At 58.6% G+C, this 17415-nt stretch carries 11 protein-coding genes; 4 read left to right on the top strand and 7 right to left on the bottom strand.

From position 1 onward, the window contains the following. Positions 1-129: 129 nt before the first annotated feature. The 3 genes from tssK to V8J88_RS00655 form a co-directional block, all read right to left on the bottom strand. A complete protein-coding gene (gene tssK, locus V8J88_RS00665; RefSeq protein WP_338847216.1) occupies positions 130-1458 on the bottom strand; it encodes a type VI secretion system baseplate subunit TssK in 1329 nt (442 codons plus the stop codon). A gap of 98 nt (positions 1459-1556) precedes the next feature. Next, entirely contained in the window at positions 1557-3755 is a 2199-nt protein-coding gene (gene tagH / locus V8J88_RS00660) for a type VI secretion system-associated FHA domain protein TagH (protein ID WP_338847215.1), read from the bottom strand. A 364-nt stretch (positions 3756-4119) separates the two neighbouring features. Beyond that, on the bottom strand, positions 4120-4473 hold the full coding sequence (locus V8J88_RS00655) for a DUF3147 family protein (protein WP_338847214.1): 354 nt from the start codon (positions 4471-4473) through the stop codon (positions 4120-4122). Positions 4474-4571: 98 nt separating this feature from the next. Here V8J88_RS00655 and chrA point away from each other — a divergent pair, with 98 nt between their 5' ends. From chrA to V8J88_RS00635, 4 genes are all read left to right on the top strand, one after another. After that, positions 4572-5909, top strand: coding sequence for a chromate efflux transporter (chrA, locus tag V8J88_RS00650; protein ID WP_338847213.1), 1338 nt, complete (start codon positions 4572-4574; stop codon positions 5907-5909). Positions 5910-6224: 315 nt separating this feature from the next. Beyond that, positions 6225-7421, top strand: coding sequence for a serine protease (locus V8J88_RS00645; protein ID WP_338847212.1), 1197 nt, complete (start codon positions 6225-6227; stop codon positions 7419-7421). Positions 7422-7812: 391 nt separating this feature from the next. Continuing rightward, entirely contained in the window at positions 7813-9009 is a 1197-nt protein-coding gene (locus V8J88_RS00640; RefSeq protein WP_338847211.1) for a serine protease, read from the top strand. 517 nt (positions 9010-9526) lie between these two features. Further along, complete coding sequence (locus tag V8J88_RS00635; RefSeq protein WP_338847210.1) at positions 9527-10285, top strand: PEP-CTERM sorting domain-containing protein; 759 nt, start codon at positions 9527-9529, stop codon at positions 10283-10285. A gap of 179 nt (positions 10286-10464) precedes the next feature. On the opposite strand, the gene V8J88_RS00630 is transcribed toward V8J88_RS00635, so the two are convergent. The 4 genes from V8J88_RS00630 to V8J88_RS00615 form a co-directional block, all read right to left on the bottom strand. Beyond that, a complete protein-coding gene (locus tag V8J88_RS00630) occupies positions 10465-11151 on the bottom strand; it encodes a PEP-CTERM sorting domain-containing protein (RefSeq protein ID WP_338847209.1) in 687 nt (228 codons plus the stop codon). A gap of 247 nt (positions 11152-11398) precedes the next feature. Further along, a complete protein-coding gene (locus V8J88_RS00625; RefSeq protein ID WP_338847208.1) occupies positions 11399-13390 on the bottom strand; it encodes a prepilin peptidase in 1992 nt (663 codons plus the stop codon). Beyond that, a complete protein-coding gene (locus V8J88_RS00620; RefSeq protein ID WP_338847207.1) occupies positions 13383-15530 on the bottom strand; it encodes an HlyD family efflux transporter periplasmic adaptor subunit in 2148 nt (715 codons plus the stop codon). Before V8J88_RS00620 ends, V8J88_RS00625 begins: the two co-directional genes overlap by 8 nt. A gap of 19 nt (positions 15531-15549) precedes the next feature. Further along, the gene (locus V8J88_RS00615; protein ID WP_338847206.1) at positions 15550-17409 is read right to left on the bottom strand and encodes an efflux RND transporter periplasmic adaptor subunit; all 1860 of its coding nucleotides are present in this window, start codon (positions 17407-17409) and stop codon (positions 15550-15552) included. Positions 17410-17415 lie beyond the last annotated feature (6 nt).

Below are 17415 nucleotides of genomic sequence, written 5' to 3'. Positions count from 1 at the left end.
GCGCTTTATCTGTTAACACTGCGATCCACCAAAAAACCTGTCAGACTTGGAACAAGCTGCTGCAAAGCCGGCAAAATCTATTTGCGCCCGGCTGAATTTCGCGGCGCGTCTCCCAAGCCCGGCAGACGTCTAGCGCCGGATCGCCCAGAATTCCATTTGCAAACCCGGAAAATCGCCGGCGACGTGCATGGCGAAACCGGCAGCGGTCAGCATCTTCCAAAACTCGCTGCCGCGATCCAATTCAAAATACGTAAAGCCGGCGTGGAAAGGCAGTTGGCGCGGCGCCACCGCCAGCGCGCGCAAGCCAATGCCCGGCAACTGCAGATTGACCAGATCGCGGATTTTTTCAATCGGGCCGATTTTGACGTGCTGCGGGAAATAGGTGCGCACGGTTTCCGCCGGCTGCTGCGAACTGACCGCCAGCACAAAGGCGGCGGATTTGAGCAACTCGGTGTCCGGCACTTGCGCCACGCGGATGCCGTGGTTGCGCTCTTCGAGTTTGATTTGCACCGCATGCGCATCCATCACAATCGAGAGATAGCGGCGCAGATCTTCAAACACCGGCGCAAACACTGCCGCCAGCTTGTCATGCTGATATTCGGGATAAGTGCGGCAGCGCTTGTTTTGCGCGCCGAAAGTCGCCATTTCGCCCGCCAATTGCACCGCCGCCTGATACAGGGTTTCCGGGTGCTGACCGCTGGATTTGCACAGATGGAAAAACAGCGGTTCAAAACGGTTGATCAATTGCAGCATCAAAAAGTCGGCGATTTCCGCCGCGCCGGTGATGCCGGGCTGGTTCAAGCGCGCGGCGATGGTGTCGGCGCGCTGCTTGAGCATGCCCAGCATTTCATCGGTTAAGGCGGCCAGGCGCTTGACGATGCGGTAATCCAGGCAAGGCGGGTAATATTCCAGCTCCAGCTGAATGCGGTTATCCGCCTGACGCTCCACCACGCGCGCCACGCCCAGACTGGAATAGGCGTTTTTGACTTCGGTTTCCAGCGCCAGCCGGAAGCGCAGCTTGCCGACTTGCAAATGGGTGTGATTATCCTGCCCGTTGGAGTCGCGCACTTCCACTTCCTGGGTGCGATAACGCGCGAAATTGTCGAGCGAATCTTCATTCCAGGTCTCCGGCACGCCAGGCCGTCTGATCGGCAGCGCTAACACCACCAGCGCGCCGCGCGCTTCCGGCGGCAGATCAATCGGCGGCGGCAAATCATCATCCGCCGGCATATTGAATGGCGTGCCGTCCGGCATCACGCCGCGCGCCGTGCTCAAGGCCAATTTGCCCAGGCCGAGTTGCGATTCGTCAATCGTCAGCTCGGTAAAGCCCCAGGCATAGGGACGCAACTGGCCGGTGCGGATTTCAAGGCTGTTTTGCAAATAGCGGTCATGCTGCTGAAAATGCTGGGGTTGTAAAAACATCCCCTCAGACCAAACGATTTTGCTGTTCCTGGACATTCTTCCTCACTCTTTTCTCTAATGCCCGGCGGCGCAACGTGGCCGCGCCAGGCTTGCTATGCGGTGGGCCGGCGCAACAGCGCTGCGCCGGCGCGGACTCAGTTTTTCTTGCTCTGGCGCATGCGTTCGGTTTGCTCCTCATACGCGCGCGCAAAGGTTTCGCCGAACAGGCGCTGGAAATCGTCTTCCGCCTCATTGCTCATCTGCTTATACATCTCGACCATGCGATCCCACATCTTGGCTTTGCGGCTGGAGGCCAGCACTTTGTCCATCACACTCGGCTCAGCCAGGCGCGCTTCAATCGCCGCCGGATCAAAGCGCGCCAGCACCCCGGCCAGCGCAGCGCGAATGCCGGCCATGGTGGCCAATTCATGCGCGCGCAAATCGGCAAAAGCGTCATTCATCGCCTTCACGCCGGGTAAAAAGCCGGCATAGGCATTGGTCAGCATCTGGCGCAGCGCATCATCCGGGTCAGGAATGAATTTCATCGGATTATTGCCCTTGCTGGCCAGCATGGTCGATTCGATATTCGCGGCGCGCTTGGTCATGGTGCGCGCGGCCAGCACAGCCATCGCGCCATCCACCGCTTCGCGCAACATGGCGCCGACCATTTCCGCCACTTCCGGCGAGGTGTGCTTGGTTTGCAAATCCTGCAAACGCAAACCGCGCAGCAGTGCCGCCATCACTTCGGCATCATTGCCGCCGGCGGCTGGCGTCGGGACTGGCACGGGAACCGGCACAGGCACAGGCACCGGCACGGGTACCGGGACTGGAATCGGGGCCGGAATTGGCGCTGGAATTGGCGCCGGAACCGGGGCTGGAACCGGGGCTGGAATTGGCGCCGGAACCGGGGCAGGAATTGACACAGGAATTGGCGCTGGAACCGGAACCGGGGCCGGCGCATGGGCCGCGACCTGGGCCGCCAATTGTTGCGCCTGGAAGCTGCCGGTATTCAAGCCAAGCTCGGTTGCGCGCTGCACATTGCGGCCCCCGCCGGGCAGCGGAATTTGCATGCCTGCAGCGTGCGCCGGCGACGGCGCGGCGGCCGGCGCCAAAGGATTGAAATCTGCCCCCAGGCCCGCTCCTGCCTGCGCCAGTGGATTGAAATCCGCCGGCAAACCCAGGCCAGCCGCCGCCGGCGCAGGGGCCAGCGGGTTGAAGTCCGCCGCCAGCCCGGCGCCAGCAGGCGCCGGCGCCGGGGCTTGCGCCAATGGGTTGAAATCGGCCGGCAACGCCGCCGGCGCCGGCCCGCCCAAGCCTTCCAGCGGATCAAAATTGGCCGGCAAACCGCCTGCGCCGCCGCCCGCCACTGCGGCAGGCGCGGCAGCCGGTTTGAGCGGATCAAAATCAGCCGACAGCGCCGGGGCCGGCGACATGCTGGGCGCCGGCGCGGGCGCCAGCAGCGGATTGGTGGCCGAGGGCGGCGGGCCGAGCAAGTCAAAATCATCCGGCAAAAACGGGGCCGGAGCCGGTTTAAACGCTGGCGCAGCAGGCGCCGGCAAGGGGCTGGGCGATGGCCCCAGCAAATCAAAGTCATCCGGCAACAAGGGCTTGATTTGCGGCATCGGCATATGGTGGGCCGGCAAATGGTCTTGCTCAGAACCCTGATACGCACCGGGGCGCGGCGCCGGCGCGCTGCCGAACAGCGGGTCGCCCAAAGGCGCGCCGCCGCCCATGGCGCCGCCCAGCTGCAGCGGATCGCGTCCAGCGCTGGGGCCGCCCAGATTGCCGCCCACATTTAAAATATTTGAAGCCGCCAGGGTGTCGAGCGCGCCGGCGGTGTTGTCGGTCGAGCCGAGATGAATAGCCTGGGTATTATTACTGCCGGAAAAACCGCCCTGATGACCGCCCAGATTCGGCGCAAATCCGCCGCCCGCAGCAGGCGCGGCGACCGGCGGCGCGATTGACTCAAACGCCAGACCGGGATGTAAATTGGCCGGCGCCGCCGGCATCGCGACCGGCCCCGGCGTCACGCTGGCGTTATCGCTCAACGCGGCTTGCAATTGGTATTCGCCGATATCGATCAAGTCGCCGTGTCCCAGGCGCACTTGCTTGCCATTGCCCACCGAACGCCCGTTCACAAACACAGGATTGCTGCCCTGATCGGAAAGATGGAAGGCGCCGCTGACGAAATCGATGCGGCAATGGGTGCGGGAGATGAATTTGGAGTCGTCCGGCAAGATCAAATCATTGTTCGCGCCACGCCCGATCGTACCGCCGAGCGGATCAAAGGCCTTTTCGATCGGTGCAAGAGGCGCTTGCTTGCGATATGAGGTAACGCGCAGTATCAATGGCATGGGCAGGACTCTTCAAATAGACTGGATATTTCCAGCAGGAAAGACTGATATTTCCGGAAACATGGATCAAGCATTATACGACTGCCGCAGCGCTGTGGGCGTGTGAATTCATGCCCGTGGCGTGACTGTGGCGCGGCTTTTACGACAGCGGGTACGGGAGTTGATACCGGGAGCACAGCCGGCGCAACTAAATACAAATAAACATTAAGCACTAAAAAGGAAATTTATTCATCACTTGCCAGATCGCAGCAAACCGGCAATACCAGCAAACACCGCCGGCAGCCCCCATACTCCACACTGCAGCGCCTCTTGCAATTGCAGCCTGCGGCAATGTTGCGCCAATCCTCAAACGAAAAGCGCAGCCTCACCACAAGCTGATTTGCAGCCAGGCGCGCAAAATTCTGTCTAATAAAATAAAACACAGAATACTCATGACACAACTGGCGGCCAGCGCGCCGGCGAAACCGAATTGGCGCAAAAGCCAGGGAAACGCCAAAAACATCGGCAAGGTCGGCAACACATACCAGAATGTGTACCAGGCGTGATTCGCCAGCTTTTCCTGCGGCTGCCCTTCCAGATACAACCAGCACAAACTCAGCAGCGTCACCAGCGGCAGCGCGCCGAGCAAGCCGCCGAGGCGGTCGCTGCGTTTGGCCAATTCCGAAATCGCCACCACCAGCGCGGCGCTGCATGCATATTTGGTCAATAACCAGATCATCAGATTCCCCCGCTGAAAAAAACACAGCATACGGACTTTTTGCCGCGCTGCAAAACTGACACAATAGCGCCGTCCTCAACCCTGTTCAGGTGCGCCCCATGTCCCAGCCCTCCTCCGCCCCGGCATTTTCACAAGCGCTGCGCTTTTGGCACAAACTCGGCTGGGTCAGTTTTGGCGGGCCGGCCGGGCAGATCGCCTTGATGCATCAGGAATTGGTGGAGCGGCGGCGTTGGATTTCCGAGCGCCGCTTCATGCATGCGCTGAACTATTGCATGGTCTTGCCGGGGCCGGAAGCGCAACAACTGGCGACTTATATCGGCTGGCTGATGCATGGCATTCCCGGCGGCATTCTGGCCGGCGCGCTGTTTATCCTGCCTTCACTCTTGATCTTGATTTTGCTGTCCTGGCTGTATATGGCGTATGCCCAGGCGCCGCTGCTGGCTGGCGTGCTGTATGTGGTGAAGGCGGCGGTGCTGGCCTTGATCGCGCAAGCTGCATGGCGTCTTGCCAGCCGCAGTTTGAAATCGACGGCATTGCGCGCGCTGGCGCTGTTTTCCTTGACAGCCAGCGCTGCGCTGGCCTTACCGTTTCCCCTGATTGTGCTGGCGGCAGCGCTGTTTGGCTGGTGGGGCCGGCGCTGGATCCCGGCGGGCGCCGCGCACAGCCAGAGCAAAGATGCGGCAACACAAGCGGCCTTGATTGATGACCACAGCCCGACCCCGCTGCATGCGCGCCACAGCTGGCGCCGTTTGAGCCTGATTGTCGTGTGCGCGCTGCTGTTGTGGGCCGTGCCCTTATTGCTGCTGGCGCTGAATTTCGGCCCGTCCCATCCCTTTCCCGGCATGGCCTGGTTTTTCACCAAGGCGGCCCTGCTCACCTTTGGCGGCGCGTATGCCGTGCTGCCTTATGTGTATCAAGGCGTGGTGCATGAATGGGGCTGGCTGACGCCGGGCCGCATGATGGACGGGCTGGCGCTGGGCGAATCCACGCCCGGCCCCTTGATTATGATCGTCGCCTTTGTCGGCTTTGTCGCCGCCTGGGAGTGGCGCATGTGGCCGGGCCACAGCCCGCTGGCCGCCGGCGTGTTTGCCGCCTGCCTGGTCAGCTGGTACACCTTTTTGCCTTCCTTCCTCTTCATCCTGGCCGGCGGCCCGCTGGTTGAACGCAGCCGCAACGACTTGCAACTGCAAGCCCCGCTCAGCGCGATCAGCGCGGCGGTGGTTGGCATGATTGTCTTGCTCGGCCTGCAATTTGGCGCGCACTTACTGTGGCCGCAGGGCTGGCAAGGACTGGCGCAGACCGATTGGCTGGCCGCCGGCCTGACGCTGCTGGCCTGGTGGGCTTTGCAAGTGCGCGCGCAAAGCGCCTTGCGGGTCTTGGCCGGCGCCGCCTTGCTGGGCATGGCCTTGAGCGCGGCAGGCTGGCGCACCGTTTAGCCGGCACGGAAGACGGCATACTCTGCGCGTATTGCATAAATTGCAATAGAAACAGATTTTTCCGGGTTTGCTTTCCGTATTGTAATTTTATTTTCTTATTGGAAACTTAATGTAAAATTATTTGCATAAAAATACACATATTTCTTGCAAATCGATTTCAGCTTCCTTAGTATTCTTGTGTGGCCCCCCGCTTTGAAGGAGACAGCAGCGGGGACAATCGGCGAGCGTGCTTGCCGGATCCTTTGCCACATTCCATCAAAAACAAACGCAGCCAAACCACCCCCGTGGCGGACGTTGCACATCTAAGGAATCAGAATGAAATTCACCAGCCTGTGCGCCTTGCTGGCGCTCTCTTTTGCCGCCTCCGCTGCGGATGTTGAGTCAGTTGCTGCGGCAGCGTTGCCAAAGCCTGTGCAAGTAGCCAAGACCCATGCCACGGATCTGTCCCTGGCTCCTGAAGTACATTTACTGCGTGAAAATGCCGGCGTGATGCGGCGTGCGCAAGTGATCCAGCGCGAAGTCAGCCAACCCGGCGCTGACTTCATCAAAGTGCGCTTCTCGCATTTCAAATTGCCGGCTGGCGCCAAGCTGACTGTCAGCTCGCCGGATGGCAAAGAGGTGTACACCTTCGATGGCCGCAAGCAAGATCACGCCACCTGGGATAGCGCCAAAGGCGAAGATGGCCGCACCAGCTTTTCTTCGATGTCGGTGTTTGGCGACCGCGCCATTATCAAGCTGCACCTGCCGGCTGGCAGCAAGTGGAATGAACAAGCGCATGCCGTCAAAATTGACAGCTATCTGGCCGGCAATATGAATCCGGAAGAGCAGATGGGCACGACCTCCACTTGCGGCGTGAATGAGCGGCGCGATGCTGTGTGTTACGCCAGCAGCCATCCGACTGAGTTTGGCAAATCCAAACCGGTGGCGCGCCTCTTGATTTCCGGTGGCGGCTTGTGCACCACCTGGCGCGTTGGCCCGCAAAATCTGATGCTGACCAATAACCATTGCATCTCCACCTCCAGCGCCACGACCGGCTCTGAAGTCTGGTTCAATTATCAAAACACCAAATGCGGTGTGAAAGGCCTGGGGACTGTCACCAAGGTGCGCGGTTCGAGCATGAAGAAAACCAGCGGCCCGCTCGATTACACCCTGTTCACGGTGGATAATTTCAATGCGATTTCCGGCTTTGGCTATCTGAGCCTGGATGTGCGCGACGCTGTCAAAGGCGAGCGCATCTATATTCCGCAACATGGCGCGGGCAATCCGAAAGAATTGGCGATCACCAGCGACAGAAATACCGGCGGCCTGTGCGCGATTGATATCGCAGTCACCGGTGTGGACACCGGCTATATGTGCGACACAATTGGCGGCTCCTCCGGTTCGCCGGTGCTGGCGGCTAAATACAATAAAGTGATTGCGCTGCACCATCTGGGCGGCTGCACCAATAAGGGTGTGCTGGTCAAGAAAATCTGGCCGGAAATCTCGACCTTCTTCGGCGGCGTGATTCCTTAATCAAGCGGCCGGCGCAGCAACCCTTGCGGGCGCTGCGCAGATGCTGAAAACATGACGGCGCAAGCCGCCAGGTTCGACTTGCAAGACGGACTGTGGCGGGCTTGCGCCGTTTTCTTATTCCGCCTGCGCACAGAGAAGGATGCTGCTTGCAGCGCTGCATGAGGCACGGTGTGTAGTAATTACGACAATAAATGAAATAATTTGCATCAATATTTTCACTATTGTTGCAAATATATTCTTGCATCCTTAATATATCTGCGTGGCCCCGGCTTGAGGAGACACAAACCGGGCGTTGCGGCGAGCGTGCTTGCCCTGTCCTGCGCCACATCCCATAAAAAACATCCGCCGCCAGCGATTTGTCTGGCTGTGGTGACACACCTGAGGAAACACAATGAAATTCACCAGCTTATGCGCGGCGTTTGCGCTTTCTTTTGCTGTTGCGCCAGCCTTCGCGGGCACTGCTGTGCCGGCCCCGCTGCAAGTGGCGCAAACCCATGCGCATGACGTCACACTGGCGCCGCACAGCTATGTGCTGCGCGAGCAAGGCGGCCTCTTGCGCAAGGGGTACGCCATCCGCCATGAAATCAGCCACCCCGGCGCGGACTTCATCAAAGTCCATTTTGCCCATGTCAAATTGCCAGCCGGCGCCAAAATCAGCGTCAGTTCACGCGACGGCAAGGAAATCTATCACTACGATGGCCGGCAAAATACCCATGCCACCTGGGATAGCGAACAAGGCGAAGATGGATTGCGCCGCTTTTCTGCGATGTCGGTGTTTGGCGACAGCGCCATCATCACCGTGCATTTGGCGGCGGGCAGTAAATGGAATGAGCGCCTGCACAGCGTGAAAATCGACCACTATCAGGCCGGCGATATGCGTGCGCAGGAGGCGCAAATCTCTCCCTTCTCAACATGCGGCGCGAATCAGCGGCGCGATGCGGTGTGCTACGCCAGCAGCCATCCGACCGAGTATGGCAAGAGCAGGCCGGTGGCGCGCATGCTGATTAACGGCATCGCCTTTTGTTCCACCTGGCGGGTCGGCCCGCAAAATCTGATGCTGACCAATAACCACTGCATTTCCGGCGCTGCAGGCCCCTCCAAGAGCGAGATCTGGTTCAATTACCAAAACACCAAATGCGGGGTGAAGGGACAAAGCGGCGTCATCAAAGTGCGCGGTTCGAGCATGTTGAAAACCAGCAAAGCGCTGGATTACAGTTTGTACACCTTGAACAATTTCAGCGCCGTGAGCAGCTTTGGCTATTTGAGTCTGGATGTGCGCGACGCCGCACAAAGCGAGCGCATCTATATTCCGCAGCACGGTCAGGGCAATCCCAAAGAAATGGCGCTGCACAGCGATGTCAACAGCAGCGGCATGTGTGAAATCGATGTGCCGCAAAGCGGGGTGGATACCGGTTATAAATGCGATACCGCCGGCGGCTCGTCCGGTTCGCCGGTAATCGCCGCCCAATCGCATAAGGTGATTGCTTTGCACCACATCGGCAATTGCCCGAATGCGACCAATACCGGTGTCTTGATCAAAAACATCTGGCCGGAAATCGCCAGCTATTTCGGGAATGTGATCCCGTAAACGGCGGCTTGGCGCAGCGGCATGCGGCATGCGGCAGCTTGTTTGATCATGATCAGGCTGTCCGCAGTGCTAATCCGGCTGCCGGAACAGGGCTTGAGATGTGAATACGCCCGATGTATGAATAAAAAAGTGACAGTTCATCCGAATTCAGGCCAAAAAACGCAGGCTGGGTTGAACTTGTCGAGCCATGATCAACCCTGCCTTTCGACAGGCTCAGGGCGAGCTGCATCGGCTTCGCCCATCCTTGTTTTCAACTGCGAATAATCAGTATTGGGGTTTGCTGCTGGCGGCAAGATGCCGGACGCCGCATGGCAAGTGTTCATGGCATCCATGAATCCGCCAGAAATCATAAGAAAATTACAAAATTTTATCGCTGGGAGGTTTGCTACTCTGTTATAAGCTATAGCTGAATGTGTTTTTTACTGACTAATGATATGCTTGATTGGATGCTGCCGCTGTTTCCAGCGCCTCACATCTCACCTGCATTTCCCTCCACAAACGACACAACAAGGCAAATATGACTACTTCCCACTTCACCTCGACAATCGCCGGCATCACACTGGCCTTCGCCAGCAGCGCCAGTATGGCGGACAATGGGCAAAGCACCTCGTCGAATTCCGCAATTTCTTATCAATACCAGGTAATTGACCTGGCGCCGGATGATGGCGTGACTGCTGGCGTGGACTTTTATATCCAAAACTCCTTAAGCTCAGCACAAGTACGCCCGCATGATCCGTGGATTGGCAAACATGACTTTAATAGCGGCAAGGATTCTTCTTCCGCCGGCATCAGCCTGGGTGATCAGGCCGCGTATGCCTGGGGCAGCGCCGCAACCGGCTTGGCCAGCAAAGGCTATGCCTACAGCGATGGCGGTTATTCTGCTTCGCACAGCTTCTCCAGCAGCTATTCACTGACGCCGCACAGTGTGCTGGTGATTTTCGGCACATTCAGTGGCGCAGCCAGCGCCACCAAGGGCGACGAGAGCATGGCCCATACGTATATGAGCCTCAGCGGCTATGTGGATGGCAAATGGATGTCGGATTCCGCCAGCCATTCCTGGAGCGAAAATAATGGCGACTCCAGCAGCCATTATTTCAAATTCACGTTCAGCAATAATACTGCGAGATATGGATATGGCTCCGTGTCCGCTACCAGCTCAGTCTTTGGCAGCGTCAATCATCCCGCGCCGGTGCCGGAAGCCGAAACCTGGGCGATGCTGGGCGGCGGTTTGCTTGCGCTGACAGCGCTGCGCCGCAAACGCGCCAAGCGTAAGTAAATCTTGTCGTGACTAAGCAGGCTGCGGCCTGCTTTTTTATGCTTTCATCATCGCCACGCCGCAGCGCTTCAGCCTGCCGGCTGTATGCAGCAAGCTGCCGGGGCGGTAAACGCAAAAACAGGGGAAATCCCCTGTTTTTGAACGACAGCAAAAGCGCGCTTATGCTTGCGGGCGATGCATTATTTTTGGCTTTGACGACGGCGCGCCATAAAGCCGAGTGCGCCCAAGCCGGCCAACATCATGCCCCAGGTTTCTGCTTCAGGCACGGCGGCAACTTGCAAATTGTCCAGTGCATAGGCGTTATTGATTCCGCCGGAGTGGATTTCAATCGAGTCAAAGATAATCCCGCTGAAGCCGTAGAAATTCACATTGCCTTGGGTGTTAGTTGGGGCGGAGAACGATTCCACCACATTGCCGTTCAGTTTGGCGTAAAAAGTCGACGTGCCTTGATTGGTCACAAAGGCAAAAGCTGCGGCTTTGACCTGTGAATTAAAAGAAAACGAGGTGATTGCGGTACAGCAAGGGTAGAAATTGGTCAGCGAACTGCCGCTGAAGTTGGCAAAAGAGCCGATATAGCTATTGCTGATGTAAATATTCGGGCCAAAGCTCAAGCCTGCGAATAAATTGCCAGCCAGAGTATCATCCGGTACGCCCGCGTTATCAAATGTTTCCAGCGTATAGGAAGTGATGCCGGCCAGGCCTGCTGTGTTGTTGAAGCTGGCTGCTTGTGCTGCGCCCGCTAAAACGAGAGCGGAAAGGGCTGCAATAGTCTGAATCTTTTTCATTGTGTACTCGCGAAATATGATTGGTTGAAAAACCTCCGCAGCACAGTTTTGAATAACAGCTTGTATTGCTGCGGCGGGCACAGAGTAATTCCACGGAAATCATATTGTCAATTTAAAATAATTTATTACTATTAAGTAATATTCGATGCGGAAAATGTAGCCTGAGTTGAGTGCAGCGATAGCCCGGCGTCCGGCAGCATTTGAACCACCCATGCGCCAGAGCAAGCGATAAGCAAGATCGACCGTGAAACAGCTGCAGAAAAACAATCCCGGCATCAGAAATTTCCACACCGTGCTGATGCAAGCCAACATCCTCCAGTTTGATGCATTAAGTCGGACGCCCGGCGAAACCCAGCATATCTTGCAGCTTTTCATCATGCGCCATGGTCTGGCTGCGGATCTTGAGGTTATAGCGCTCAGCGTTGTTCTGCGCATAGGCGACAATCCGGCGCAGCATCCAGGGCGGCACTTCGCCGGCGCTGTTGGCGCTCTTGATCGCCAGTTCGCGCAGCAAAGGCGCAAAACGGCTGAATAAATCGTCTTGCAGGCAGACGATGGCTTGCACGCTGCCCGGATTGCCCTGGCGCGCGCAACGCCCGAACAGCTGGCGATCGACCCGGGCGGATTCGTGGAATTCGGTCAAAATCACAAACAGGCCGCCTTTTTCCGCCACTTCCGGGGCCAGCTTGATATCGGTGCCGCGTCCGGCCATATTAGTGGCGATGGTGATCTGGCCGGGCTGGCCGGCTTGGGCCACGGTGTCCGCTTCTTCCTTATCCTGGCGCGCATTCAACACCTTGTGACTGACCCCGGCAGCGGCAAACAGCGCGCTTAAATGTTCGGACGCTTCCACGCTGCGCGTGCCGATCAAGACCGCGCGTCCACTGTCCGCCACGGCGCGCGCGCGCTGCACCACGCGTTCCCAGCGCGCTTGCGGCGTGAGCAGGCATAAGTCCGGCTCGCGCAGCCGTTTGGAAGGCAAATTGGTCGGGATTTTTAAAATATCCAGCTCATACACATGGCGCAATTCGGGCGCGACTTCGGCGGCGGTGCCGGTCATGCCGCATAAAAACAGATAGCGCCGCATAAAACGCTGATACGTTAAGCGCGCCAGGGTGCGGCGCGCGCCGGTGATGCTGACGTTTTCCTTGGCTTCTATCATTTGATGCAAGCCGCGTTCCCAACTGCGGTCAGACATGACGCGGCCGGAAAACTCATCCACGATATGCACCTTGTCATCAAACACAATGTAATGCTGATCGCGCTCAAAACACCATAGCGCGGAAAGCGCTTTTTCGATCAATTCGCGGCGCCACAATGGCGAGGAAAACACTCCTGAGAGCGGCTGACACAATTCACGCAAATACGCTTCGCCGGCGCGCGTGAGCCAGACTTCGCGGTGGATGCTGATATCAAAATGGATTTCGCGCTGCAGTTTTTCCGCCAGCGCCAGCGCCTGTTTATATAAGTCCGGCCCATTCTCATCCGGCACGGTTTCGGAAATGATCAACGGCGTGCGCGCCTCATCAATCAAAATGCTGTCAGCCTCATCCACAATCGCCAGGTGCAGACCGCGCAACAGCAGGCGGCCTGTTTGCCGGCCACGGTACAGGCTGCGGATTTTCTGCTGACTGGCCAGGGCGTCATCGGCGGCGATGCGGTCTTTTAAATAATCGAATACGATTTCCTTATTCGACACATACACCAGATCCTGCAGATAAATCGCGCGCCGCTCTTGCGCTTCCATGCCTTCCTTGATGACGCCGACGGAAAAACCGAAAAAAGCGAACAGCGCGCCGTTTAATTCCGCATCGCGCGCCGCTAAATAATCATTCACTGTGATCACATGCACCGCGCTGCCAGCGGCGGCGGCGACACAGGCCGCCAGCGTCGCCACCAGGGTCTTGCCTTCGCCGGTCTCCATTTCTGCAATCCGTCCCTGCAGCAAGGCCCAGCCGCCGATCAATTGCACATCGTGATGGCGCATGCCATTGATGCGGCGCGAAGCTTCGCGCACAGCGGCGAAGGCTTGCGCCAACAGGGCGTCGCTGAAACCGGCCTGACGCATCGCGCTGCCGGCTTGCTGCAAGGCGGCGCGCAAGTCCTCATCAGTGGCGGCTTGCATCTGCGCTTCCAGCGCATTCACGGCGCGCACCAAGGCCCAGGCGCGTGCGCCCGGCGCACGTTTGCGCGGCATGCGCGCATAGGCTTTGCGCAAAAATTTTTCCGGGCGCGAGACGCGTTCATCGGCGCGCTCTAGATACAGCCCGTCGGATAGCTCGGGCTGGCGGAATTTGATCAGGGCGGCGACATTAGACATGGAGGCGCGATAAGAAAAGTTGTCGGAGCCGGCGCCAGCCTTGCAGAGCGAGCGGTTCGGCCTGATGCTCAAAACGCACATGCACGCGCGCGCCGAAGGTGCGCACCCCGGCTTGCTGCGGGATTTCCAGATCAAGGAAAAACACCCGTTCCAGCAATTTCATGCCGTTCGGGTCTTGCGGGTCCACCGCCAATTGCCCGCCGCCATTCAAGCCCAGCGCAGCAGTCGGCAATTCTTCCTGCGCCTGCGGGGTTTGCCGCAGAATTTTGCTGTCCCACACAGCGCCGGGGTTATCGCTGATGCGGATGCTGGCGCTTTTTAAGCGCGTGCGCACCAGGTCGATATTGTCTTGCAGCACTGCGGTGCGCACAATCAGCCGCTCCGGCTTGAGGATATACGCCAGCACCTGGCCTTTCTTGAAATACTGTCCCGGCATATCGACATCATTCGGCGAAGTCAGCACGCCATGCGCGCCGGCGCGCACTTGCAGACGCGCATGCCGTTCGCGTGCGCGCTGCAGGCTTTGCTGCTCAAATTGCAGCTGCTGCAGCAAAATGCCGGCCTGGGCCGGATTGCGGTAATGCTCGACATCGTAACGCGCCTGCGCTTGCGCCACTTTCGCTTCAGCCACCGCCAATTCCGCCGCCAGCAAGGGATCTTCCATCTGCAATAGAGGCTGTCCCGCTTGCACGATTGCGCCGGGTTTGCTCAGCCAGCGCACAAAATTGCCATTGTCGCCGGCGCGCACCATGGCCTCATCCGGCAGCCAGATCACGCCCTCGCTTTGGCTGCGCAAAGGCAGCGGGACAAAACAGACAAACAGCAAAATCAGGGCGATGCCGCCAAATGTGATTTTCTTGGCGCGGCTGCGCTGGCGCTGCAAAGCCGGACTGTTTAAGACATGATTGATGCCCTGCCAGGCCGGCTTGACCACCAGACCGAAGGCCGACATGAGGGCCAGAATCACGCCAAAGATAAAAAATTCGCCCGCGATGAATAAGATAATCGTGACCGTGATCCAAAAGCGGTACAGCCAGGAGGTGATGGTATAGCCGACCAGCCAGCGCCGCTCGCTTTTACTTTCATCGCTTTCCTCCAGCTCGCGCGCGCCGCACACGATGCGGTCAAACCAGAGCGTTAAAAAGCGCTGACCGCGCTGCGCCATATTCGGTATTTCCAGCAAATCGCACAGAATGTAATACGCGTCATAGCGCATCAGCGGATTGCCATTCACCACCAGGGTCGAGACGCCGGCGATAAACATGGTGTTCCAGCAAAGCGCGCGCACCATGCCGCTTTCCACATTCAGCCAGATATACAAAGCGATAGCGGCGATAAATAATTCCACCATCATGCCGGCGGCGCCGACCACCGCGCGCTGATATTTGGAACGCAGCGCCGAAGCCCCGGACGCCTCGACATAGGGGGATGGCGCGAACACCAAAAACATCAAGCCCATTTCATGCACCGCGCCGCCATAGGTTTTCAGCGCCAGCCCGTGTCCGATTTCGTGACAGGCTTTAATCAGCGGATAAAGCAGGGTGAGCAAGAGCAGATTGCTGGCGGAAAGCGCCTGGTCAGACAGATTATTGGTCAGCTCGCCCCAATGTTCGCCTGCCAGCAGCAGGGCCGGCAAGACCACCGCCAGCCATAAAATCAAGCCGCTGCGGCGGAACAGCCAGGGCGTGGCGGCGGCCAGATGATGCAAAAAACGGTCGGGATCGAGCAGCGGAATTTTCACGCTCAAGGGATTCATCAGCCATTGCAGCCATTTTTGCTGGCGCTTCTTTTTATAGCGCGCAAACATTTCCGCCGCATCCGGGTTGACATCGCATTCCAATAAATCATTGGTGTACAACTGCATCAACAGTTGCACAATTTCCTCCTGCCCCGGGACATGCTCCCCGCCGGCGGCGCACGCTTCATCCCAGATGCGTTGCACAGTCTGGCGGCCATCCATGCGGTTGATGAACTCCCATGCCGCCGGGCTTAAGCGGTGAAAGCGGCCACCCGCCACATCCTGCAGCACATACCAGCGCTGAGCGCGATAGTGATGCGGAAAAATGCGCGCATGCGACAGCAGACGCGGCTTCAAGGGCGCCACCAGATGCCATGACTGACTGAAAACAGACTGTCCCATGTTTATCCTTTAGCGCCGCTCATGGCAGCCAGTTCCACAGCGTGATGCGCAGCCAATCAGTAAAGCTGTGCGTCAAAATCCACCACAGACGCTGTTTGCCGGTGCTGATCTTGCCCACCCCTTCCATGCCAGGGCGCAATTTGGGCGGGGCTTGCGTCAGATGCGCTTCCACCCGGAAAAAGTTTTTGCCGTCCGCCGCATTCGCCACCGGCGTGACCTTGCTGACGCGGAAAGTGAGCGGATCGCCAACCAGGCCGGAAATCACCAATTTGCCCTCCTGGCCAAAACGGATATGCCGCATTTCGCGCTCATCCACCTGCAAAATCACGCGATAGGCTTGCAAGGGCGCGATATCCAGCAATTTCTTGCCGGTTTCCACTGGTGAACCGATCAACTGCGACAAATCGCCGGAAATAATCAAACCGTCAAACGGCGCGCTGATCTTGATGCGCGCCAGGCGTTCATTCACCAAATTCAATTGCGCCTGCGCCTGCTGTGACTGAGCGCTCAGAATCCGCACTTCAGACAGCTCATGATTGGCCATCGCTTCGCGCAATTTACGTTCGTACTGATCATGCTCGCTCTGCCACTTTTGCTGTTCCAGCTTGAGTTCCCGGTCTTCCAGCTCGCACAGCACCTGCCCGCGCTGCACACTGTCGCCGGGACGCACATGGCTCGCCACCACAAAGCCCTCAAATGGCGCCACCAGCGAACGTTGCACCTCGCCTTCGATCACAGTTTTGGCCGAGACCCGGTAATCGATTTCAATCAGAACCGACAACGCGACCGTTAAACCGAGCACGCTGGCGATGGTTTTTAAGAGCAAATGGCGCGGGCCGAACAGTTTGCGGCCAAACGCGCGCAAATCGTCGGCCAGATGGGCGCGGTGATTGCGCTCGGCGCGCCGTTTCAATTCGATGATATTCGGCAGCAGCACGGCCAGGGTTTCCAGCCATTCGCGCTCTTCATCCACCAGCGGCTTGTCGCGCTCCAGCGTGATCACCGCCAACACCGCCGCGCCCAGCAAAAGCGGCTGGCTGTGCACATACTCTGTCCCGCTTTCATTGCCCAAGCGCATATGGTTGGCTTGCAGCGGCGCGCCTTCGTCTTCACCGCGTTGCCAGCTGATGGGGCCGGCGCGCTCGGCCACATCTTGCATCGCCGCCTTGTAGTGTTTGGAAAGCGGGGCGTCTTTTTCAAACCAGGCGGCGTTCGACAGCGCCATCAGGCGCGCTGCGCCGTCGCGCACCATGCCGATCCCGACCCGGCTGCAGCCAAGCTGGCGCGCGATATGGTTGGCCAGCTCAAACAGGGTTTGTTGCAGCTTGCTTTGGCGCAAACCGGTCGCCAGCACTTCCATTGCGCTGCCGATGCGCTCGCCGGCGCCGGCATTCGCGCGCGCTTCGCGCCGGTGCAGCAAATCATGCACCCAGGCCACGCCCCAATGCACCTGACGCAGCAGCGCATGCACTTCCTGTTCCGGACGCGGGGCCACGTCCAGCACCACCGCGCCGGCCACGCGCTGCGCAATATGCACCGGATACGCCACATGCAAGCGCTGTTCGCTGCCGGCGTCCGCTTCCGGCCAGTGCACCACACCGCGCGCTTCACGCAATGCGCGCTCTGCGACTTCGCTTAAAAATGAAAAATCCTGACTGAAATCGGGCCACACCGCCGCCGGCGTGAAGGTGTGTTCATCATCGCTATGCAGCAAGACCACGCCAGCCGCCACGCCGGGCAGCTGACGGCACAGCAAAGACAGCCAGGCTTGGCAAAACGCCTGGTCGCTGTCCGGCTGGGCGAAGGTGCGCCAGACTTCGGCGTCTTCCTCCAGCGTCCAATTGCCGCCGCCGTTTTGTCCCCAAGTGCTGAAACTCATGCTGCC

The organism is Massilia sp. W12 (assembly GCF_037300705.1).
GTDB lineage: Bacteria > Pseudomonadota > Gammaproteobacteria > Burkholderiales > Burkholderiaceae_D > JACPVY01.
The sequence above is the reverse complement of the archived record's forward strand: the minus strand, read 5'-3'. Positions and strand labels throughout refer to the sequence as shown.

Coding starts and splice junctions, on each gene's coding strand:
- tssK (WP_338847216.1), bottom strand. CDS start 1,458: ATGTCCAGGAACAGCAAAATCGTTTGGTCTGAGGGGATGTTTTTACAA.
- tagH (WP_338847215.1), bottom strand. CDS start 3,755: ATGCCATTGATACTGCGCGTTACCTCATATCGCAAGCAAGCGCCTCTT.
- V8J88_RS00655 (WP_338847214.1), bottom strand. CDS start 4,473: ATGATCTGGTTATTGACCAAATATGCATGCAGCGCCGCGCTGGTGGTG.
- chrA (WP_338847213.1), top strand. CDS start 4,572: ATGTCCCAGCCCTCCTCCGCCCCGGCATTTTCACAAGCGCTGCGCTTT.
- V8J88_RS00645 (WP_338847212.1), top strand. CDS start 6,225: ATGAAATTCACCAGCCTGTGCGCCTTGCTGGCGCTCTCTTTTGCCGCC.
- V8J88_RS00640 (WP_338847211.1), top strand. CDS start 7,813: ATGAAATTCACCAGCTTATGCGCGGCGTTTGCGCTTTCTTTTGCTGTT.
- V8J88_RS00635 (WP_338847210.1), top strand. CDS start 9,527: ATGACTACTTCCCACTTCACCTCGACAATCGCCGGCATCACACTGGCC.
- V8J88_RS00625 (WP_338847208.1), bottom strand. CDS start 13,390: ATGTCTAATGTCGCCGCCCTGATCAAATTCCGCCAGCCCGAGCTATCC.
- V8J88_RS00620 (WP_338847207.1), bottom strand. CDS start 15,530: ATGGGACAGTCTGTTTTCAGTCAGTCATGGCATCTGGTGGCGCCCTTG.
- V8J88_RS00615 (WP_338847206.1), bottom strand. CDS start 17,409: ATGAGTTTCAGCACTTGGGGACAAAACGGCGGCGGCAATTGGACGCTG.